The sequence below is a fragment of the Ensifer sp. genome (assembly GCF_035999185.1).
In the GTDB taxonomy this organism is placed as follows: Bacteria; Pseudomonadota; Alphaproteobacteria; order Rhizobiales; family Rhizobiaceae; genus Ensifer.
Genome location: NZ_DASYHB010000121.1, coordinates 85,541 through 105,385 on the forward strand (window position 1 = coordinate 85,541; position 19,845 = coordinate 105,385).

Below are 19,845 nucleotides of genomic sequence, written 5' to 3' on the forward strand. Positions count from 1 at the left end.
CGGCGGCTCGGACCGCCGGAATTGGGTGGCGAGAGCCACCCACGGGGACGATTTTGCCTTGAAATGGCGAAGACTGGACCCGAACGACGACAGGAAGGATAGCATCGTGCTGATTTCGCAGATCAGGAACGAAGACGGATCGATCGTGGTTGCGGTGCGTGCGCCGGGTGAAACCGCGCATGTGGTCAACGGCGCTGCAAGCGTATACGCGCTGGCGCTGGAAGCGGCCAATGCCGGACGCAGCCTGAAGCAGACGATCGAGGCCAAGGGACTTGGCGCTGCCATCGACCTCGACAAGGCCTATGCGGAGGGACGCTTCCTGCCGCCGATCACCCATCCGGACCCGGCGCACCTGCACCTGACGGGCACCGGCCTTACGCATCTCGGCTCGGCGGCCACCCGCGACGCCATGCACAAGAAGACCAGCAAGGCGGCCGAGGAGACCCTGACGGACTCGATGAAGATGTTCCGCATGGGCCTCGAGGGCGGCAAGCCCAAGGCCGGCGAAACCGGCGTGCAGCCGGAATGGTTCTACAAGGGCAACGGCACCAGTGCCGTTGCACCCGGTGATGCCCTCGTTTCGCCCGCCTTTGCCGAGGACGGCGGCGAGGAGCCGGAAATGGCCGGGATCTACGTGATCTCCGACACTGGCGTGCCGTTCCGCATCGGCTTTGCCGTTGCCAACGAGTTCTCCGACCACAAGACAGAGCGGGTCAACTATCTCTGGCTGGCACACTCGAAGCTGCGTCAGGCAAGCTTCGGTCCGGAAATCCGCATCGGGGTTGCTCCTGACGATATCCGCGGCATGTCGCGCATCCTGCGCGGCGGCAAGGTGCTCTGGGAAAAGCCGTTCCTGTCGGGAGAAGCCAACATGTCGCACAGCTTCGCCAATCTCGAGCATCACCACTTCAAGTACGGCCTGTTCCGCCAGCCGGGCGACGTGCACGTTCACATGTTCGGCACGGCGACGCTGTCTTTCGGCGACGGCATCCGCACCGAGGAAGGCGATGTGTTCGAGATAGAGGCTACGGGCTTCGGCCTGCCGCTGCGCAATGCGCTTGCGATTGCCGCCGACGAGCCGGTCGCCATCCAGCAGCTCTGATCGTAGCAACGGCCGTCAGGGGCCGACCTGCGCTGATATCAAGGAGGCCTGAAGGCCATGACATTGCACCAGAACCTGATTGCCGGCGAATGGGTCGGCGGTGACGGGGTCGCCAACATCAACCCCTCGAACACCAACGACGTGGTCGGCGACTATGCGCGTGCGTCGGCCGATGATGCGCGCATGGCGATCGCCGCTGCCAAGGCGGCCTTTCCCGCCTGGTCGCGTTCCGGCATCCTCGAGCGCCACGCGATCCTCAGGAAAACCGCCGACGAGATCCTCGCCCGCAAGGACGAGCTCGGAAAGCTGTTGTCGCGCGAGGAAGGCAAGACGCTCGCCGAAGGCATCGGCGAGACCGTGCGCGCCAGCCAGATCTTCGACTTCTTCGCCGGCGAATGCCTGCGGTTGGCAGGCGAAGTCCTGCCGTCGGCGCGCCCAAACATTGGCGTCGAGATCACCCGCGAGCCGGTCGGCGTCGTCGGCATCATCACGCCCTGGAACTTTCCGATCGCCATTCCCGCCTGGAAGATCGCGCCGGCGCTTTGCTACGGCAACACCGTCGTCTTCAAGCCGGCGGAATTGGTGCCGGGCAGTTCCTGGGCCATCGTCGACATTCTCCATCGTGCCGGCCTGCCGAAAGGCGTGCTGAACCTTGTCATGGGCAAGGGCTCCGTCGTCGGCCAGGCGATGCTCGACAGTCCTGATGTGCACGCGATCACCTTCACCGGCTCGACCGGCACCGGCAAACGCGTCGCGATGGCCTCGGTCGAGCACAATCGCAAATATCAGCTGGAGATGGGCGGCAAGAACCCCTTCGTCGTGCTCGACGATGCCGAGCTCAACATTGCGGTCGAGGCGGCGGTCAATTCCGCCTTCTTCTCCACCGGCCAGCGCTGTACCGCGTCGTCGCGCATCATCGTCACCGAGGGCATCCACGACCGTTTCGTCCAGGCAATGGGCGATCGGATCCAGGGCCTCGTCGTCGACGACGCCTTGAAGGCCGGCACGCAGATCGGCCCTGTGGTCGACGAGAGCCAGCTCAACCAGGACACCGACTATATCGCCATCGGTCGCCAGGAAGGCGCCAAGCTCGCCTTCGGCGGCGAGCTTCTGAAGCGCGACACGCCCGGCTTCTATCTGCAGCCGGCCCTGTTTACCGAGGCGACGAACCAGATGCGGATTTCCCGAGAGGAGATCTTCGGCCCGGTCGCAGCCGTCATCCGCGTCAAGGATTACGACGAGGCGCTTGCCGTTGCCAACGACACGCCCTTCGGCCTGTCGTCGGGTATCGCCACGACCAGCCTCAAGCACGCGACCCATTTCAAGCGCAATGCCGAGGCCGGCATGGTGATGGTCAACCTGCCGACGGCGGGCGTCGATTTTCACGTGCCGTTTGGCGGCCGAAAGGGTTCGTCCCACGGCTCGCGCGAACAGGGGCGCTACGCCGCCGAATTCTACACCACCGTCAAGACGGCCTACACGCTCGCCTGAAGCGTGCCGTCACGGGCCCGCGTGATAACGCGGGCCGCATAAGGAAGGACAAAATGAAGAAGAAAGCTGAATGGCCGCGCAAGCTGCGGTCGCAGGATTGGTTCGGCGGCACCGGCAAGAATGCCATCATGCATCGCTCCTGGATGAAGAACCAGGGCCTGCCCGCCGACACCTTCGACGGTCGGCCGATCATCGGCATCTGTAACACCTGGTCGGAACTGACGCCCTGCAACGCGCACCTGCGCGATCTCGCCGAGCGGGTGAAGCGCGGCGTCTATGAGGCCGGCGGCTTCCCGGTCGAGTTTCCGGTCTTCTCCGTCGGCGAAAGCACGCTCAGGCCCACGGCGATGATGTTCCGCAATCTGGCGGCTATGGACGTCGAAGAGGCGATCCGCGGCAATCCGGTCGATGGCGTCGTGCTGCTTGGCGGCTGCGACAAGACCACGCCGAGCCTGCTGATGGGCGCGGCCAGCGTCGACATCCCGGTCATTCTCGTCTCCGGCGGCCCGATGCTGAACGGCAAGTGGCGCGGCAAGGATGTCGGCTCCGGCACGGCGATCTGGCAGTTCTCCGAAATGGTGAAGTCCGGCGAGATGTCGCTTGAGGAGTTCATGGATGCGGAGCAGGGCATGGCGCGCTCCGCCGGCAGCTGCATGACTATGGGCACGGCTTCCACCATGGCGTCGATGGCCGAAGCGCTTGGCATGACCTTGCCCGGCAATGCGGCGATCCCCGCGGTCGACGCCCGTCGCCGGGTGATCTCGCAGCTCTCCGGTCGCCGTATCGTCGACATGGTGAAAGAGGACCTGAAGCCCTCGGACATTCTGACCAAGGAAGCCTTCGAAAACGCCATCCGCGTCAACGGTGCCGTCGGTGGCTCGACCAATGCCGTGCTGCACCTTCTGGCGCTGGCCGGACGTGTCGGTATCGATCTTAGCCTCGATGACTGGGATCGCCTCGGCCGCGACGTGCCGACGATCGTCAACCTGCAGCCATCGGGCAAGCACCTGATGGAGGAATTCTACTATGCCGGCGGCCTGCCTGTTGTCATCAAGGCGGTCGGCGAAATGGGCCTGCTGCACAAGGATGCGCTCACCGTCACCGGTGAGACGATCTGGAACGGCGTCAAGGATGTGGTCAACTACAACGACGACGTCATCGTGCCGCGCGAAAAGGCGCTGACGAAGTCGGGCGGCATCGCGGTACTGCGCGGCAATCTTGCGCCGAAGGGCTGCGTGCTGAAGCCGTCTGCCGCTTCACCGCACCTGATGCAGCACAAGGGTCGTGCTGTCGTGTTCGAGAGCATCGAGGACTACCACGCCCGCATCAACCGCGACGATCTCGACATCGACGAGACCTGCGTGATGGTGCTGAAATATTGCGGTCCGAAGGGTTATCCCGGCATGGCCGAGGTCGGCAACATGGGCCTACCGCCGAAGGTCTTGAAGAAGGGCGTGACCGACATGATCCGCATTTCGGATGCGCGCATGTCGGGGACTGCCTATGGCACCGTCATCTTGCACACGGCACCGGAAGCTGCCGACGGTGGACCGCTGGCGCTGGTTCAGAATGGCGACATGATCGCCGTCGACGTGCCCGCCCGCACCATCCATCTCGACGTCTCCGACGAAGAGCTTGCACGCCGTCGTGCGGCCTGGGTGTCGCCGGTACAGCCGCTCAAGGGCGGTTATGCCGGCCTCTACGTCAAGAGCGTGATGCAGGCGGATACCGGTGCAGACCTCGACTTCCTCGTCGGTCCGCGCGGCGCCGAAATCCCGATGAACCGCGACAGCCACTAATGCTGTCGGCGTGCGAGCGGCGTGTCCGCTCGCGCCGCGTCATTTCAGGCGCGCAAAGGTCGATCGTCGCACCGTGGTTGCGGTGCGACGGTCACCAAGTGCGGCATCAGGGATGCCGCCGTCAGGCTGCGCAGGGTCGGCGCACGCACCCGCAGACATCGTCGCCCGATGCGAGTTGTCCAGCGACATAAGCCTCGTGTGGGCACTTCCCTGCGACCATCCTCATGGGTGCTTTGAAGCCCTTGTCCGCCGACTTGTTCATCTCGCTTACCTGCGGGTAACCACTTACCGCGCCGTATGTATTGGCGTCACGCCGTCCCCGTCATAGTTTCCCCCAGCGACGTGCGTGCCTGCTGCATGGGCGGCCGCGGTGGTGTTCCGAGTGGCTACCGGCCTGGTCGCAAGGGCCGTTCAGTACCTATGATCTACGGGAGTGAAGAAGCGTGACGTTAACAGATCTCATCGATTCCTATTGTGCTGCCTGGTCGTCGGAGGACGCCGGACAGAGGCGGGCGCTGTTGATGCCGATCTGGGCCGATGGCGCAACCTACACGGATCCAACGGTTCATGCCGCCGGCGCAGAAGAACTGCTCGCGCACATAGCAGGAATTCAGGCCAAGCATCCGGGCGCACGCATCACGCGGACAAGTGACGTGGACGTTCATCATGGGGTTACACGCTTCGCATGGCGATTTGTCATGCCCGATGGATCATCCTTTCCAGAGGGTCTGGACATAGCATTCCTCGATCCAGGCCAGACCCGAATAACACGTGTCATCGGCTTTTTCGGTCCATTGGCCAGCCTCAGGTGAGTTGGCGCCGCGTGGCGGCTGTCGCATCGACCATCGCGCATACTTGCAAAAGCACGTCCGTGCCGGCGGTCTGCCGGTTGTCGTCGCGACAGCCAATAACTCAGTGGCTCAGAGCTCGTCGTTTCGAAAAGGCACGCATCCGGCCGCATCTTCGCCTCGTGTTATCCACGACGGGTGAAAGCCTCCATTTCCAGCGCGTCCGCTGCAACCGGCAGCAATCCTCCGACGTATCCCATTTGCCGGGGCCATTCCGGCCCTGAGCCTGAATAGGAGGACGATCATGCGGAGGAATGTTCTTGCGTTGTCGCTCGGTCTTCTTGCGACGGTTACTTTTTCTGCCCCCGTGCTTTCTCAGAATGCCAACGGTCTCGGCATCGGCGTGTCCGTCGGTGGTTCGAACGGACTGAACGCCAATGTCGGACTTGGCGGCTCGACCGGACTTAAGGCCGACGTCGACGCGTCGCTTGGCGGTGCGAACGGGGTGAATGCTAACGCCAACGCGTCTGTCGGCGGTTCGCAAGGGGTCGACGCCGACGTGCGGGCGAGCGCCGGCGGAAGCGGCGGTATCAACGCCGATGCGGATATCGGTCTCGGCGGCGGCGAAGGGCTCAATACGTCGGTCAACGCCGGCGTCGGCGGCAAGAACGGCCTGACCGCAGGCATCAACGCCAAAGCAGGTGGCGGCAACGGTGTCGGGCTTGGGCTCGGCCTGGGGCTTGGAACAGGCTCCGGCGGCGGGAGCTCCGGGGGTGGCGGCAGCGTCGGCGGCGGCACGGGCAGCGGTTCCGGCGGTGTGGTTTCTCCGCGCGCTTCGATGGCTGCCTTCAACGCACTGCCCGCCAGCGAACGGGTGAAACTGATCAAGCGTTGCCGCGATGTCGTTGGTGGCGGTTATGACAGCAGTCTGGTTTCGCTCTGCCGGATCCTGCAGGCGAGTGCCTCGCGGTAACGGGCAGCCTTGATTTGGAGCGACGGGACGCGACCTGCGTCCCGTCAGGCACCTACTGGCTTTGCGACTGGCTCTGGCTTTGATGCTGCTTTTCGACGGTGACCGACACCTTCAGCGTTTCCTTTGCCTCGCCATGGACGAGGCCGGAGATCGGGGCGGCGTCGCGATAGCAGAGGCCGGAGGCGATGCGGACATAGCGATCATCCGGGCAAATCTTGTTGGCCGCGTCGAAGCCGACCCAGCCGAGGCCGTTGAGATGCACCTCGGCCCAGGCGTGGCTGGCGGTCTGTTCCGGATGCCCTTCCATCATCAAATAGCCCGAGATGTAGCGTGCCGGCAGATCGAGCGAGCGCGCTGCCGCAATCAGGATATGGGCGTGGTCCTGGCAGACGCCGCTGCCGCTTTCGAGCGCATCCTCGGCGGTGGTCTCCGCGTGGGTCTCGCCGGGCTTGTACTCCACCGCCTCGTGGATCGACCCCATCAACGCGTGCATGCGCGCAAGGTCGGTTTCGCCTTCCGCGGATTTGGCCAGTTCCCGGACCAGCTTGCCGGCCTTGGTGAGCGGCGTTTCGCGCGCAAACAGCCAGAGCGGCACATAGGACTGGTGCGGTCCGAACACGCCGGCGCGGTCTTCGGTATGAACCTCACCTGACGCAGTGATGCGGATCGCCTCGCGATCGCCGTCGATGCTGACGAGGTGAACCCGATTGCCGAAGTGGTCGTCGTAGCTCACTTCGATCGCCGCGCCATCGACGAGGGTCTCCCAGCCGAGCACGGTCTGGCCCACTTGAGTCAGCGGCGTCAGCCGCAGGCGCTGAAGCGCATACTGCACGGGCTCGTCATAGTGATATTCGGTCGTGTGGCTGATCTTCAGGTGCATGCCATCCCTCCGAACTCAATAGAACCGATAACCGTCGGAGATTTCCTGTCCCAGACGGTTGTTGTGGCTGATGAAGTCCTCAAGATACTCGTGCAGCCCCTGGTCCATGATGTCCTTGATCGATTGGCTGCGCAGCGATGCGAGCGTGCGGTCGGCCGTCTCATGGGCGGCGTGGCGTTCACCGTATTCGCGCTCGAGATAGCCGAGGTTGCTGGCGATCTTCTCGTAGCAATAGGCGAGCGAGCGCGGCATGCGGCCGTTGGAAATCAGGAAATCGGCGATATTGGCGGGACGAAGCTCGGCATCATAGACCCAGCCATAGGCGCGGTGCGCCGAGACCGAGCGCAGGATCGATTCCCACTGCACGTTGTCCATCGACGAGCCGACGGCGGCGACCGCCGGCAGAAGCACGTAGTACTTCACGTCGAGGATTCGGGCGGTGTTGTCGGCACGCTCGATGAAGGTGCCGATGCGCGAGAAGTTGAAGATCTCGTTCCTGAGCATCGTGCCGTGGAAGGCGCCGCGGATGAGGCCGGCGCGCCGCTTGATCATGTCGATGATCTCGGGCATGTCGGCCGGGCGCGCCTTCTTGGAAAGCATCGCCTTCATCTCGAGATAGCACTCGTTGGTCGCTTCCCAGGTCTCGCGCGTCAGCGCCGTGCGCACCATGCGGGCATTGTGGCGGCCCGCCTCAATGCAGGACATCACGCTCGACGGATTGGCGCGGTCGCGCAGCAGGAAGTCGATCGCATCGATGCTCGTCAGCTTCTCGTGCACTTCGTCATAGAGTTCCCGGACGCCGGCGCTCTGCAGCACCCCGTCCCAGTCGTCTTCGGCCGCTTCACTGCGGGTCAGCGACATGCGCAGGCCGGCATCGATCAGCCGGGCGCTGTTTTCCGCCCGCTCGATGTAGCGGAACATCCAGTAGAGGCCGTTTGCAGTTCTTCCAAGCATGTCTCAGTCCTCCAGCACCCAGGTGTCCTTGGTCCCGCCACCCTGGCTGGAGTTCACGACGAGCGAACCGGCTTTCAGCGCCACGCGCGTCAGGCCGCCGGGGATGATCTGGACCTTGTCGGAGACGAGGACATAGGGGCGAAGGTCGACGTGCCGGGGCGCAATGCCCTTGTTGACAAGGATCGGCACGGTGGAAAGGGAAAGCGTCGGCTGGGCGATGTAATTGGTCGGGCGGGCTTTCAGCTTCTCGGCGAAGATGGCGCGTTCCTTCCTGGTCGCCGTCGGGCCTACCAGCATGCCGTAACCGCCGGAGCCGTGCACTTCCTTGACCACCAGCTCTTCCAGGTGCTCGAGCACGTATTTCAGGCTCTGCGGTTCGGAACAGCGCCAGGTGGGCACGTTTTCCAAGAGCGGCTTGCGGCCGGTGTAGAACTCGACGATCTCGGGCATGTAGGAATAGATCGCCTTGTCGTCGGAAATGCCGGTGCCGGGGGCGTTGGCAATCGTGATGTTGCCGGCGCGGTAGACGTCCATGATGCCGGGAATGCCAAGGGCCGAATCCGGGCGGAAGGTGAGCGGGTCAAGGAAGTCGTCGTCGACGCGGCGGTAGAGCACGTCGATCGCCTCGTAGCCGCGGGTGGTGCGCATCTTCACCTTGCCGTCGATGACGCGCAGGTCCGATCCCTCGACCAGTTCGACGCCCATCTGGTCGGCGAGGAAGGCGTGTTCGTAGAAGGCGGAGTTGTAGATGCCGGGTGTCAGTACCGCCACGCGCGGTTTGCCGCTGCAGCCGGGAGGGGCAAGCGACGCCAGGCTCTGGCGCAGGAGATAGGGGTAGTTTTCGACCGGGCGCACGCGGTTCTGATGGAAGAGTTCCGGGAACATCTGCATCATCGTTTCGCGGTTTTCCAGCATGTAGCTGACACCGGACGGGGTGCGGGCATTGTCTTCCAGCACATAGAACTGGTCTTCGCCGGTCCTCACGATGTCGGTGCCGACGATGTGGGTATAGACGCCGCCCGGCGGACGGAAGCCGATCATCTGCGGCAGGAAGGCCACGTTCTTTTCGATCAGGTCGCGCGGGATGCGGCCGGCGCGGATGATTTCCTGCTTGTGGTAGATGTCGTCAAGGAAGGCGTTGAGCGCGATGACCCGCTGTTCGATGCCTTGGGCGAGCTTGCGCCATTCGCGGCCGGAAATGATGCGGGGGATGAGGTCGAAGGGGATGAGCTTTTCGGAGGAGTCCGCGTGTCCGTAGACCGCAAAGGTGATGCCGGTTTTCCGGAAGATGTTCTCGGCTTCCCGGGATTTCGCTATGAGCCGATTTTTGTCCTGGCTGGCATACCAATCATGATAGGTCGAATATGGCTGGCGCGGACTGCTGTCCGCATTCATCATTTCGTCAAATGCCAAAGGCGTGGTCCCCTTATTTTTGACCATTTGAGTACAACGCTGGTTGCAATGCAAGAAGCGTGCTCAGTCGCCCGAAAAGAAAGTTGGCGCGCCTCCTTTCGCTCCTCCAAGGCAAAAACTGCCCAATGACAGGGCAACGGTCCTCGCCCGCCGAAAGGCAAGGCGGCCGACCGGTCAGAAAATATGCATATGCTCTAAAGTTAAGCGGGGGTCCGGCGCCTAGCCGAGACCCAGGCAGGCGATCGCCAATGCCGAGAGAATGCACAAGAGCAGCAGCGACAGTATGGCCGCGGCACTGGCGCGCGGGCCGGCATGGGCCAGTGAGCGGATGTCGACCTCAAGCCCAAGGGCGGCCATGGCGATGACGGTCAGCCAGGTGGAGATCTTTACCGCACCCGTTGCGACCGCATCGGGGATCGCGCCGCTGTTACGGGCGATCGCGATCGCGAGGAAGCCGAGGATGAACCAGGGAACGAAGTGGGTGACGGTGGCAAGCAGCCCCTTTTTCCGGCAATCGCCCTCAATGGGATGCTGATTGCGCCCGCTGATCAGCGAGAAGCAGAAGACGACGGGGCCGAGCATCAGTACGCGCACGAGCTTGACGAGCGTCCCGACCTGAACCGAGAGCGCACTGAAGGGGCTGGCCGCTGCCAGCACCTGCGGCACCGCATAGACCGTCAGACCGGCAAAGACGCCGTAGCCCTGTGGCGTCATGCCGAGCCAGCCGCCGACAAAGGGCAGCGTCAGCACGACGGCGATGCCGAGGATGGCGGTGAAGGAAATGGCGGCCGCCACTTCCTCGCCGCGGGCGCCGATCGCCGGGGCGACGGCAGCAATTGCCGAGTTGCCGCAGATCGCATTGCCGCAGGCGATCAGCGTCGCCAGGCGTTTCGGCAGGCCGAGCACCCGGGCGATCAGGTAGCCCGTCGCGATCGACAGCAGAACCATGGCGACGATGGTGACGAGCAGCGTTGGTCCGCTCGCTGCGATCGCATCGAAGCTCAACATCGCGCCGATCAGCACGATCGCCGCTTCCAGCAGATATTTGGCGGAGAAGTGAATGCCAGACTGGAAGCGGGCGCCGGGTGTCCAGAGCGTGCGGACGATGGCGCCAAGCAGGATCGCGAGCACCAGTGCTTCGAGCCACGCCCGGCCCGTCAAACGCCATTCGAGCCATTCCAGGGTGAGGGCGGCAAGCGCGAGGAGAGAGCAGAGAATGAGGCCTGGGAAAATGCCGGCCAGACGGGAGAGGGCGGATGGAAGAACGGTCTGGGAAGTAGGATGTGAACTGGACATGACCGCACCCTACGCCGATCCATAAATCAGTCTAACGGATTATTCTTGTCATTCTGATCGATTTTTGCGATTGATTTGACATGACACTCGACCAGCTCAGAATTTTCGTCGCGGTCGCCGAGCGCCTGCATATGACCAAAGCCGCCGAGGCGATGAACGTCACCCAGTCGGCTGCGAGTGCGGCAATCGCAGCGCTTGAGACACAGCACGACGTGCGGCTGTTCGATCGTGTTGGGCGCGGCCTGACGCTGACGGAGGCGGGAAAGGTCTTCCTGCCGGAGGCGCAGGCCGTGCTTGCCCGCGCGCGGGCTGCCGCAGCCTGTCTCAGCGATCTGTCTGAGTTGCGCCGTGGTGAGCTTTCGATTGCCGCCAGCCAGACGGTCGCGAGCTACTGGCTGCCCGCGCGGCTTGCCCGTTTTACCCACGACTACCCGCAGGTCGACGTCAAACTGACCGTGCGCAACACGGCCGTCGTCGCCGAGGCAGTGGAGGAGGGGACAGCGCAGCTCGGTTTCATCGAGGGCCGCGTTGACGGCGTCAAGCTTGACCACCGCCGTGTCGCTGTCGACCGCATCGCCGTCTATGTTGCGCCCGGCCATGCGCTTGTCGGCGCTCCGGTCAGTGTCGAAGCGCTGCTCCATGCGCGCTGGGTGCTGCGCGAAGAAGGATCCGGCACCCGGGCGATGTTCCTGCAGGCGATGGAAGATCGAGGGGCGGACGTCGACAGGCTCAAGATCGAGCTTGAGCTACCGTCGAACGAAGCGGTTCTGACGGCGGTTGGCAGTGGCCCTTTCGTCACCGCCGTCTCCAGGCTTGCCGCCCAGCCCTTCGTCGACAGTGGTCGGTTGGTCGAGCTGCCGTTCGAGCTGGCGGAGCGGAGCTTCGAATTGCTGACACACCGCGAAAGGCAGTTCAGCCATGCGGCGCGCGCCTTTGTGGAACTGCTTTGAAGCGAAACCGTTCTGTTTGCGTGATGGTCGACACCGGCGAACCATGCAGCTCGAAGAGGTAGCGATGACCTTCGAAATCGTGGAAAGACCGGCCGAGCGCATCGCCGGCGCGTTCTGGGAAGGGACCTTCGGCGAAGCCGCAGATGGTGCCGTGCGCCGGCTGATCGCCGAGATGCAGGCGCATCACCAGCACCTTCATCCCGCAGACCACGCGACGCTTATCGGCCTCTCCTGGAACGATCGGCCGGACGGGTTTCGCTACCTCGTCGGCTACGTCTCAGACAAGGCTGAGACGACGGTCCATCCCGGCCACGTTGACCTGCCGTCCATGCGTTTCGTCACCGCGCTGCATCATCCTGATCACGGCGACGTCTTTGCGCATTACCAGAGAATGTTTGACTGGATCGCAGCTGAGGGGCATGCGGCCGATACCCGAGTGCTGCACTTTCGCGAGGAATACGAACCCGGCTTCGTGTCGTTGTCGCTTTCCTCACTCAGGCTGATGGTTCCGATCGGCTGATCCTTTCCATCAGAAAAATTGCTTTGACCATCAGCGCGTGCGCCTCTACTTGCGTGAATGCTTAAATCATCAGGATTTGGGCCGAATTCACTTAGTAGATCAACGTATTACAGCGACTTGAAGCCGTCTTCGGCGAGCGGGCTGTAGGCGCCGATCTGCCCGTTGCCCGGATATCCCCATGCTCGCCCGTCTGGCTCCCGCCATCTTCGTTCTGCTCTGGTCGACCGGCTGGGTCGTGGCGAAATATGCTGCCGTCTATGCCGATCCGCTGACCTTCCTGGTGCTGCGCTACACGCTGGCGATCGTGCTTTTCATTCTCTTCTGCCTCGCCACCGGTGCGCGGTGGCCCAAGTCCTTCGCAATGGCAGGCCACGCCGTGGTGTCGGGCATGTTCCTGCACGGGCTCTATCTCGCCTCCGTCTGGTGGGCGATCGGGCAGGGGGTGCCTGCCGGTATCTCCGGCATCATTGCCGGGTTGCAGCCGCTGATGACGGCCGTCGCTGCCGCCTTCGTCATCGACGAGAGGCTGAGCACGCAGCAGAGGCTCGGTCTGGTTCTCGGCTTTTTCGGCATCGCGCTTGCCGTGTTGCCGAAGGTGCTGGCGATCGATACGGGTGCGACGCCGATCCACATGCTGCCTGTTGTCCTCAACGTGCTCGGCATGGGGGCCGTCACCTACGGCACGCTCTACCAGAAGCGCCACCTGCAGAGCGGCGACATTCGCACGATCGCAGCACTTCAATATCTGGGCGCGCTGATCGTCACGGTCCCCTTGGCCTTGATGCTGGAGGACTTGCACGTGACCTGGAACCTCCAGGTCGTGCTTGCGCTCGCCTGGTCGGTGCTGGGGCTTTCGATGGGGGCGATCGCGCTGTTGCTCTACCTCATCCGGCGCGGCCAGGTGTCGCGTGCGGCATCGCTCATCTACCTCGTGCCGCCGCTTGCCGCCGTGCAGGCGTGGCTCTTCTTCGGCGAGGCGCTGACGCTGCCGATGGTCATCGGCACGGTGATTGCCGTTGCCGGTGTCTACCTCACCAACCGCAAGCAGCGGACATAGGGCATGTCTCGCAAAACGGTGCGGCGGATTTTGCGATAGCGATTTGCGCGTAAGCAAAAACAGAAACGGCGGGCCGCAAGGACCCGCCGTCTGTCTGCATCAGCTATGTCTAAAGATCAGCCCTGGTGGCCGCGGTTGCCGCCGTTGCCGCGACGCTGGCCCTGGCCGCCTTCGCGACGCTCGCCGCCACCGCGGTTCTCGTTGCGGCCGCCATGGCCGCGGCGGTCGCCCTGCTTCTGGCCGGGGCGTCCGTGGTGCTTCTTGCCTTCGTGGTTGCGGTTGCCCTCGCCACGGCCGTCGGTCTGCGGATGGCCGTGATCGCGGCGCTCCTGGCGCTGCGGGCGACGCTCGTCGCGCAGAAGGTCGTCGCCGGTAAAGCCGCTGGTCGCTGCTACCGGTTCGCCGGCCGGGCGCTCGCGGCGCGGAGGACGGCCGCCGTTCTGGTGCTGGCCGCCGCCGTTGCCCTTGCGGTGGCCGGCGCCGTTGTTGCCACGGCCGCTGCGGCCCTTGGCAGGACGCGCCTGGTCGGCCGGCGCTTCGCCGCTGGCAACGGCGATGTTGATGCCCATCAGCTTTTCGATGTCACGCAGCAGGCGGATTTCGTCCGGCGCGCAGAACGCAATGGCGATGCCGTCGCGGCCGGCACGGGCGGTACGGCCGATGCGGTGAACATAGGCGTCCGGAACTTCCGGCAGGTCGTAGTTGTAGACGTGGGTAACGCCCGGGATGTCGATGCCGCGCGCAGCGACGTCGGTGGCGACGAGCACGCGGATCTCGCCGTCACGGAAAGCCTTGAGCGCACGCTCGCGCTGGCCCTGGCTCTTGTTGCCGTGGATCGAGGCGGCCTTGAAGCCGACGTGGTCGAGATGCTTCATCAGCTTCTCGGCGCCGTGCTTGGTGCGGCTGAAGATCAGCGACAGACCGTCCGGGTTCTCGGTCAGCGTCTTCTTCAGAATGGTCGTCTTCAGGTCCTTGCCCGGAACGAAGTGAACATACTGCTCGACCTTGTCGGCAGCCTTGCCCGGAGGCGTGACCTGAACCTTGACCGGGTCGGTCAGATATTCGCCGGCGAGTTCGGCGATCTGCTTCGGCATGGTGGCCGAGAACAGAAGCGTCTGACGGTTCTTCGGTACGAGCTTGGAAATCTTGCGCAGATCGTGGATGAAGCCGAGGTCGAGCATCTGGTCGGCTTCGTCAAGCACCAGGTAGCGCCCCTGGGTGAGGGTCACTGCCTTGCGGGCGACGAGGTCGAGCAGGCGGCCGGGGGTCGCGACGAGGATGTCGACGCCGCGGGCGAGCTGTTCGGTCTGCTTGTTGATCGAGACGCCGCCGACGACAACGCCGATCTTCAGCGGCGACTTCTTGACGAACAGCTTGAGGTTGGCAGCGATCTGGTTGACCAGTTCGCGGGTCGGCGCCAGCACGAGCGCGCGAATGTTGCGCGGATCGGGGCGCTTGCCTTCGGCAACGAGCTTTTCGATCATCGGCAGGCCGAAGGCGGCCGTCTTGCCGGTGCCGGTCTGTGCGAGACCGATGAGATCGTTGCCCTTCAGGACGAGCGGGATAGCCTGGGCCTGGATCGGCGTCGGCTTTTCGAAGCCGTTGGCAGACAGGGTCTCCAGAATGTGTTCGGAAAGACCAAGATCTTTAAAGGTGGACAAATGCATATACCTTTTGGGGGCGCCAAACGCATTCGCCGGAACCGCATCCTTGCTGTTCCGGTATCGTTCGACGTCAAGAACCCCGCGTGAATTGGGAACTTGTGGGTTAAGAAAAAGTCGTCAAGCGCCTGTGCTGTCGCCGCTTACGGCGTATGGGTGCGCTTATCCTTCTTCACGGCTTTCTGTGTTGCCGAGGGCGCGCTCACGCGGCGGCCGGAAGGTGACGCTGGGCACCATGTCGTTGTTTTGGACGAAAAAGTCAAGGTACATCTTTTCGCAGGTGCGAAATGGGGCCTATTCCAGCGCGAGATCGAAGCCGGCTTCGGCCGCTTCCTGTCCGTTGACGAGAACGACGATGCGATGCGCGCCGGGGTAATAGCGGCGGGTGGTGATCGGCCGGATGGCATGGCGTTTCTCGATCTCGATCGCGCCGCCGGGTGCAAGTGTCGCCGATGTCCACTTGAACACTTTCGGCGATGTCGTGCCGTTCGCCTTGCGATGGTGCACGGCGTAATCGATCATCACCGTCTGGCTCGTATCGGCATCATGGCTGACGGCAAGGCGCAGGCCGAGGCTCTCGCCGAGCACGATTTTCGCGCGGTCGAGCGAGAGGCTGGCATCGATGCCGGAAGGGGCTGCAAAACCGAAATTTGCGAGCGCAGCCGAATGCCCCTGTTTTAACAGTGTGCGCGAGGCGTGGCGCAAAAGCTGGCGGCGTTCCGCCGAGGCGCTGCCGATGTGCTCGGCAACGAAGGCGGCCACCCGGTCGGGATGGTCCTTGGCGATGTCGTTGAGGCTGTTGGCGACCGAACGGCGCACATAGTCCTCGGGATCGTCGAGAAGCGCCGTCAGGATCGGCAGGATCGGGCCCGGATCACGGACAAGCTTCGGCAATCGCATCGCCCAGGGCAAGCGCGGGCGCGTACCTTCGCTGGCCAACCGCCGGACATGGTGGTCGGCGTCGTCCGTCCAGGAGCGGATCGTTGCAAGCGCGCGATCCTGGTCGCGGTCGATGAAGACGCGGATGCCGAACTCGGCCGTGAAATGCGGGGTCAGGGCACGCAGCAGCGACAAGGACAGGTCGAAGTCGTCAAGGCCACGCAAGGCAATGTACTGGCTGACCGGCAGCAGAGCCCAGCCGCTGATGCCGGCCCTGCCGTCGTGCGGCAGGCACGCCTCGATAATGGCCCCGGCTTCACGAAAGCCCTGCGGCAGGGTTTCGACCAGCGCATCGCGGATTTTCAGCGACCGCTGCATCAACTCCAGCGCCTCAAGTCCGTCTCCCGCGAGCGCCAGGAACATGTCCCGGTCGAAGTCGGCGAAGTTCCGACCGATGGTCGCGGCAATGCCCGTGACGACGCCGGGGTGTAGCAGGTTCTTCAGCGGTTCGGGCATGCTCAGGCGCTTCCTCTCAGATCTTCTGACCGGCGTTAAAATGCTGCACCAACATGACCGCGCTGATCGTGGCGGCATAGGGTGCGAAATCCGGGTCGATGCGAACGCGGTCGCCAGCCGATTGCGCGGCCTCCAGCGTTTCCCACTCGACCAGATCCGCAAGCATGCCCGACGTCTCGCAGGAATCAACGGCCCGCCAGGAAATGAAGCCGGGATAGCGCGAGACGGCCTGCATCGCCCGGCGGCGAGCCGCAAGCGCGGCCGGTTTGTCGATTACGATGCAGACGGCAAGTTCGAGGATGTTGTCGCTGGTCATGTCCTGCTCCATTCGGTTGCCTCTTGATTTAACATGAGGCAACTGACAGCCTTATGGCCATTACCGATGGTTACGTACCTTGTCGACGCTCAAAACCCGCGGTAACGCTATGAAATCTGGATGTTTTTCCGAAGGTCGTTCACGCCTTGGGGATCACGTAGCAGGGAGTTCCGTGTCATGAGACCCGCCGATCGACTGTTCCGGATCATCCAGCTGATGCGCGCCACCGGCCGGGTGATGACGGCGCGGGAAATTGCCGAGAAGATGGAGGTGGCGCAACGCACCATCTACCGCGACATGGAGCATCTGATCGCGTCGGGCGCGCCGATCGACGGCGAGCGCGGCGTTGGCTACCTTCTGCGCGAGGCCTTCGATGCGCCGCCGCTTGCCTTCACTTTCGAGCAGCTCGAGGCGCTCGCCTTCGGCACCCGCGCAGTGCAGATGCTCGGTGACGGGCGGCTTGCCCAGGCGGCGCGCGAGGCGATGGAGAAGATCGCCCATGGCCTGCCGCCCGAACATCGCCAGCGGCTGACGGCGGCACCGCTGCGGGCTTTTCGCTCCGCGCTGCAGCCGGAACCGCCGGTCCTGCTGGGCGAGGTGCGCCAGGCGATCGCCGAGCGTCGCAAGCTTCACCTTGGATATGACAGCCTCAAGGACGAGCACTCGGAACGCACAATCTGGCCGCTGGGTTTGAGCGTTTTCGGTCATGCCTGGCTGCTGACCGGTTGGTGTGAGCTGCGCCAGGACTTTCGCGATTTTCGGGTCGACAGGATCGGCTCGTTGCGCGTTTCGCGTGAACGCTTCAAGCCGACGCCGGAGCGCAGTTTCGAGGCCTATCTGGCGCGGATGTGATCGTCGTTTCAATCGCAAATAATTTGTGTCGCGCGGTGCCGCGTGGGAACCGAACCAGGCTTCGCGCGTTTCTTTTAAAGGGCCTCTTCGGCCCGCCACGATCCACACCAATCATTGGGAGACAATCGTGCAGAACCGGACATGGATATTGGCCGCGGACGGCAATACCGCGCGCATCGTCAAGGGCGTCAACCTGTTGAAGGAGGAGCGCCAGCGGCCGGACGAGGAAACCTTTCACACCGAACCCAAGCGCGTTCAGGACATCATGGCCGACAAGCCCGGGCGGTCGCATTCGTCCGTTGGCCACGGCCGCTCCGCCATGGAATACAAGAGCGACCCCGTTCGCGAGGAGCAACAGCGTTTCGTTGCAGACGTCGCCGAGAGGCTCGAAAGTTATGCCGCCGACCACGCTTTCGACAGCCTGGTCATCTGCGCCGCACCGCGGACCCTCGGCGATCTCAGAAAACAACTCTCCGCCCATGTCAGGGACCGGACCGTTGCCGAAATCGACCGCAATTGCGTGGCCGCGACCACGGAGCAACTGATCGCCACGGCGCGAGCTGCTGTCTTTCCTTAAGCGGTTGCCCTGGGCTGGCCGCGAGGCTCGAGAGGGCGGGGTTTTGCCGAATGGCGATAGCCTCCGCCACTTCAGCGGTGTCCCGTCAGAAATCCGTCGGGACGCCGCCTTCCGCCTTACGCTTGGCAACGAAGGCGTCGAGTTCTTCCTCGATTGCCGGATCGAGTGGTGGACGCTCATACTCGTTGAGCTTCTGCTTGAAGATCCGGTTGGCATGGTCGTAGGTCGTCGGCCGGCCGGCTTCCGTCCAGGTCTCGAAGTTGCGCCAGTCCGACAGGATCGGCGAATAGAAGGCGGTCTCGTAGCGCTGCAGCGTGTGCAGCGTGCCGAAATAGTGGCCGCCGGGGCCGACGTCACGCACGGCGTCAAGGCCCAGCGCATCCTCGCTGACATCGAGCGGCGTCAGGTACTCCGCCACCATCTGCAGCATGTCGACGTCGAGGATGAACTTCTCGAATGAGGCCGTCAGCCCCCCTTCGGTCCAGCCCGCCGCATGCATGACGAAGTTGCCGCCGCCTTGCGTCAGGGCCCAGAGCGACATGGCGGACTCGTAGGCTGCCTGCGCGTCGAGCGTATTGGCGGCGTTGGTATTTGAGGTGCGGTAGGGGATGTTGTACCTGCGGGCGAGCTGGCCGCCGGCGATCACCGCCTTCATGTATTCCGGCGTGCCGAAGGCGGGTGCGCCGGTCTTCATGTCGACGTTCGAGGTGAAGCCGCCGTACATCACCGGTGCGCCGCGCCGGACCATCTGGGTAAAGGCGATGCCGCAGAGCGCCTCGGCATTCTGTTGGACAAGGGCGCCGGCGATCGTGACCGGGGCCATGGCGCCGGCCAGCGTGAAGGGGGTGACCACGACCACCTGGTTGCGCGAGGACATCTCGATGATGCCCTGCAGCATCGGCCCGTCGAGGCGCAGCGGCGAGGAGGTGTTGATGATGGTAAAGAGCGAGGGCTCGCGCTCCATCTGCTCCATCGAGATGCCACGACCGATCCGGGCGATCTCGATGCCGTCGGTGTTGCGCTGCTTCCCCAGCGAATAGACGTGGAACACCTTGTCGGTGAGCTTCACCATGTCCGACAGGCAGTCGAGGTGGCGCACCGAGGCGTGGATGTCGACCGGCTCCACGGGGTAGCCGCCTGTCGTGTGGACGATGTCGTAGGACTGCGCGAGCTTCACCAGCTTGCGATAGTCCTCCTGGTTGCCGGTGCGACGTCCGCCTTCACGGTCGGCCACGAAGGGGGCGCTGGCGATCTGGGCGAAGACGAGATTGTTGCCGCCGATCTGAACGTTGCGCGCAGAGTTGCGGGCATGCATGGTGAAGGCTGATGGCGCGTGTGCGATCATCTCCATGATCAAGCCGCGGTCGAAGCGCACCCGGTCGGTGCCCGGCGTCACGTCGGCGCCAGCGGCCTTCATCCGGTCTCGCGCCTCCGGCAGGATGACGTCCATGCCGATCTCTTCAAGGATCGTCAGCGACGCCTCATGAACCGCTTCAAGCGCATCGTCCGAAAGGACCGTGGACTTCGCCAGCGTATTGACAAGATTGAGATATTTGCCACTGAGGGTTTTGCGGGATCTGTCGGCGCCGCGCCCGCCAGGGCGGCGTCGCCGCTCCAGTGGCGTCGAGGCTGCATCACCCGTTGCTGCGTCCGGAAACTGATCGTCGTTCATGGAGGACCCACCGCGTTGCCGATGCGTGTGTGTCGCAGATTCTGGCCGAGGATGGCCCGCCATTTGCGACAGTTCAGGCCTCTTGTGGAGTAAAGCGCTTGGCTGACACATTCTCGCAGGCCTTCGGCGCGGTCGGTCAGAGTGTGACC

Annotated in this window: 18 protein-coding genes; 10 read left to right on the forward strand and 8 right to left on the reverse strand. The window is 63.7% G+C overall.

Going from position 1 to position 19,845, the window contains the following annotated elements:
* Nucleotides 1-106: 106 nt before the first annotated feature.
* The 5 genes from araD1 to VGO04_RS15585 all read left to right on the forward strand — a co-directional run bounded on the left by araD1 (nucleotide 107) and on the right by VGO04_RS15585 (nucleotide 6,153).
* A complete protein-coding gene (araD1, locus tag VGO04_RS15565; protein ID WP_327496862.1) occupies nucleotides 107-1,102 on the forward strand; it encodes an AraD1 family protein in 996 nt (331 codons plus the stop codon).
* 57 nt (nucleotides 1,103-1,159) lie between these two features.
* A complete protein-coding gene (locus tag VGO04_RS15570; protein WP_327496863.1) occupies nucleotides 1,160-2,593 on the forward strand; it encodes an aldehyde dehydrogenase family protein in 1,434 nt (477 codons plus the stop codon).
* A gap of 53 nt (nucleotides 2,594-2,646) precedes the next feature.
* Nucleotides 2,647-4,392 carry an L-arabinonate dehydratase gene (gene araD, locus VGO04_RS15575; protein ID WP_327496864.1) on the forward strand — a complete coding sequence of 582 codons (1,746 nt, stop codon included), beginning with the start codon at nucleotides 2,647-2,649 and terminating at the stop codon, nucleotides 4,390-4,392.
* 443 nt (nucleotides 4,393-4,835) lie between these two features.
* The gene (locus VGO04_RS15580) at nucleotides 4,836-5,204 is read left to right on the forward strand and encodes a nuclear transport factor 2 family protein (protein ID WP_327496865.1); all 369 of its coding nucleotides are present in this window, start codon (nucleotides 4,836-4,838) and stop codon (nucleotides 5,202-5,204) included.
* 280 nt (nucleotides 5,205-5,484) lie between these two features.
* Nucleotides 5,485-6,153 (forward strand): hypothetical protein, encoded by a 669-nt coding sequence (locus VGO04_RS15585; RefSeq protein WP_327496866.1) that lies wholly within the window; start codon nucleotides 5,485-5,487, stop codon nucleotides 6,151-6,153.
* Nucleotides 6,154-6,205: 52 nt separating this feature from the next.
* Here the strand turns inward: VGO04_RS15585 and VGO04_RS15590 are convergent, their stop codons facing one another.
* The 4 genes from VGO04_RS15590 to VGO04_RS15605 all read right to left on the reverse strand — a co-directional run bounded on the left by VGO04_RS15590 (nucleotide 6,206) and on the right by VGO04_RS15605 (nucleotide 10,696).
* Nucleotides 6,206-7,033, reverse strand: coding sequence for a transglutaminase family protein (locus VGO04_RS15590; protein ID WP_327496867.1), 828 nt, complete (start codon nucleotides 7,031-7,033; stop codon nucleotides 6,206-6,208).
* 15 nt (nucleotides 7,034-7,048) lie between these two features.
* Entirely contained in the window at nucleotides 7,049-7,987 is a 939-nt protein-coding gene (locus tag VGO04_RS15595; protein WP_327496868.1) for an alpha-E domain-containing protein, read from the reverse strand.
* 3 nt (nucleotides 7,988-7,990) lie between these two features.
* Nucleotides 7,991-9,385, reverse strand: a complete 1,395-nt coding sequence (locus tag VGO04_RS15600; RefSeq protein ID WP_327496895.1) for a circularly permuted type 2 ATP-grasp protein — start codon at nucleotides 9,383-9,385, stop codon at nucleotides 7,991-7,993.
* A 234-nt stretch (nucleotides 9,386-9,619) separates the two neighbouring features.
* Complete coding sequence (locus tag VGO04_RS15605) at nucleotides 9,620-10,696, reverse strand: YeiH family protein (RefSeq protein WP_327496869.1); 1,077 nt, start codon at nucleotides 10,694-10,696, stop codon at nucleotides 9,620-9,622.
* A gap of 80 nt (nucleotides 10,697-10,776) precedes the next feature.
* On the opposite strand from VGO04_RS15605, the gene VGO04_RS15610 reads away from it, so the two are divergent.
* The 3 genes from VGO04_RS15610 (at nucleotide 10,777) to VGO04_RS15620 (ending at nucleotide 13,223) form a co-directional block, all read left to right on the forward strand.
* Nucleotides 10,777-11,646 carry a LysR family transcriptional regulator gene (locus VGO04_RS15610; protein ID WP_327496870.1) on the forward strand — a complete coding sequence of 290 codons (870 nt, stop codon included), beginning with the start codon at nucleotides 10,777-10,779 and terminating at the stop codon, nucleotides 11,644-11,646.
* Nucleotides 11,647-11,710: 64 nt separating this feature from the next.
* Nucleotides 11,711-12,166 carry a GyrI-like domain-containing protein gene (locus VGO04_RS15615; protein ID WP_327496871.1) on the forward strand — a complete coding sequence of 152 codons (456 nt, stop codon included), beginning with the start codon at nucleotides 11,711-11,713 and terminating at the stop codon, nucleotides 12,164-12,166.
* Between the two features lie 178 nt (nucleotides 12,167-12,344).
* Nucleotides 12,345-13,223 (forward strand): DMT family transporter, encoded by an 879-nt coding sequence (locus VGO04_RS15620; protein WP_327496872.1) that lies wholly within the window; start codon nucleotides 12,345-12,347, stop codon nucleotides 13,221-13,223.
* A 116-nt stretch (nucleotides 13,224-13,339) separates the two neighbouring features.
* On the opposite strand, the gene VGO04_RS15625 is transcribed toward VGO04_RS15620, so the two are convergent.
* From VGO04_RS15625 to VGO04_RS15635, 3 genes are all read right to left on the reverse strand, one after another.
* Nucleotides 13,340-14,884, reverse strand: a complete 1,545-nt coding sequence (locus tag VGO04_RS15625; RefSeq protein ID WP_327496873.1) for a DEAD/DEAH box helicase — start codon at nucleotides 14,882-14,884, stop codon at nucleotides 13,340-13,342.
* Between the two features lie 294 nt (nucleotides 14,885-15,178).
* Complete coding sequence (locus tag VGO04_RS15630) at nucleotides 15,179-16,279, reverse strand: DNA alkylation repair protein (protein ID WP_327496874.1); 1,101 nt, start codon at nucleotides 16,277-16,279, stop codon at nucleotides 15,179-15,181.
* A 16-nt stretch (nucleotides 16,280-16,295) separates the two neighbouring features.
* Entirely contained in the window at nucleotides 16,296-16,595 is a 300-nt protein-coding gene (locus VGO04_RS15635; RefSeq protein WP_327496875.1) for a hypothetical protein, read from the reverse strand.
* 177 nt (nucleotides 16,596-16,772) lie between these two features.
* Between VGO04_RS15635 and VGO04_RS15640 the strand changes: the two genes are divergently transcribed.
* Nucleotides 16,773-17,447 carry a YafY family protein gene (locus VGO04_RS15640; protein WP_327496876.1) on the forward strand — a complete coding sequence of 225 codons (675 nt, stop codon included), beginning with the start codon at nucleotides 16,773-16,775 and terminating at the stop codon, nucleotides 17,445-17,447.
* A 127-nt stretch (nucleotides 17,448-17,574) separates the two neighbouring features.
* Nucleotides 17,575-18,024 (forward strand): host attachment protein, encoded by a 450-nt coding sequence (locus tag VGO04_RS15645; protein WP_327496877.1) that lies wholly within the window; start codon nucleotides 17,575-17,577, stop codon nucleotides 18,022-18,024.
* Between the two features lie 85 nt (nucleotides 18,025-18,109).
* Here VGO04_RS15645 and VGO04_RS15650 read toward each other — a convergent pair whose 3' ends face one another.
* Nucleotides 18,110-19,696, reverse strand: a complete 1,587-nt coding sequence (locus VGO04_RS15650; RefSeq protein WP_327496878.1) for a trimethylamine methyltransferase family protein — start codon at nucleotides 19,694-19,696, stop codon at nucleotides 18,110-18,112.
* Nucleotides 19,697-19,845: the final 149 nt, after the last annotated feature.

What these genes read in the sequence shown, in the direction of transcription:
- VGO04_RS15570 (WP_327496863.1), top strand. Translation starts at nt 1,160, where the DNA reads ATGACATTGCACCAGAACCTGATTGCCGGCGAATGGGTCGGCGGTGAC.
- araD (WP_327496864.1), top strand. Translation starts at nt 2,647, where the DNA reads ATGAAGAAGAAAGCTGAATGGCCGCGCAAGCTGCGGTCGCAGGATTGG.
- VGO04_RS15585 (WP_327496866.1), top strand. Translation starts at nt 5,485, where the DNA reads ATGCGGAGGAATGTTCTTGCGTTGTCGCTCGGTCTTCTTGCGACGGTT.
- VGO04_RS15590 (WP_327496867.1), bottom strand. Translation starts at nt 7,033, where the DNA reads ATGCACCTGAAGATCAGCCACACGACCGAATATCACTATGACGAGCCC.
- VGO04_RS15595 (WP_327496868.1), bottom strand. Translation starts at nt 7,987, where the DNA reads ATGCTTGGAAGAACTGCAAACGGCCTCTACTGGATGTTCCGCTACATC.
- VGO04_RS15600 (WP_327496895.1), bottom strand. Translation starts at nt 9,385, where the DNA reads ATGATGAATGCGGACAGCAGTCCGCGCCAGCCATATTCGACCTATCAT.
- VGO04_RS15605 (WP_327496869.1), bottom strand. Translation starts at nt 10,696, where the DNA reads ATGTCCAGTTCACATCCTACTTCCCAGACCGTTCTTCCATCCGCCCTC.
- VGO04_RS15610 (WP_327496870.1), top strand. Translation starts at nt 10,777, where the DNA reads ATGACACTCGACCAGCTCAGAATTTTCGTCGCGGTCGCCGAGCGCCTG.
- VGO04_RS15615 (WP_327496871.1), top strand. Translation starts at nt 11,711, where the DNA reads ATGACCTTCGAAATCGTGGAAAGACCGGCCGAGCGCATCGCCGGCGCG.
- VGO04_RS15620 (WP_327496872.1), top strand. Translation starts at nt 12,345, where the DNA reads ATGCTCGCCCGTCTGGCTCCCGCCATCTTCGTTCTGCTCTGGTCGACC.
- VGO04_RS15630 (WP_327496874.1), bottom strand. Translation starts at nt 16,279, where the DNA reads ATGCCCGAACCGCTGAAGAACCTGCTACACCCCGGCGTCGTCACGGGC.
- VGO04_RS15635 (WP_327496875.1), bottom strand. Translation starts at nt 16,595, where the DNA reads ATGACCAGCGACAACATCCTCGAACTTGCCGTCTGCATCGTAATCGAC.
- VGO04_RS15640 (WP_327496876.1), top strand. Translation starts at nt 16,773, where the DNA reads ATGAGACCCGCCGATCGACTGTTCCGGATCATCCAGCTGATGCGCGCC.
- VGO04_RS15650 (WP_327496878.1), bottom strand. Translation starts at nt 19,696, where the DNA reads ATGAACGACGATCAGTTTCCGGACGCAGCAACGGGTGATGCAGCCTCG.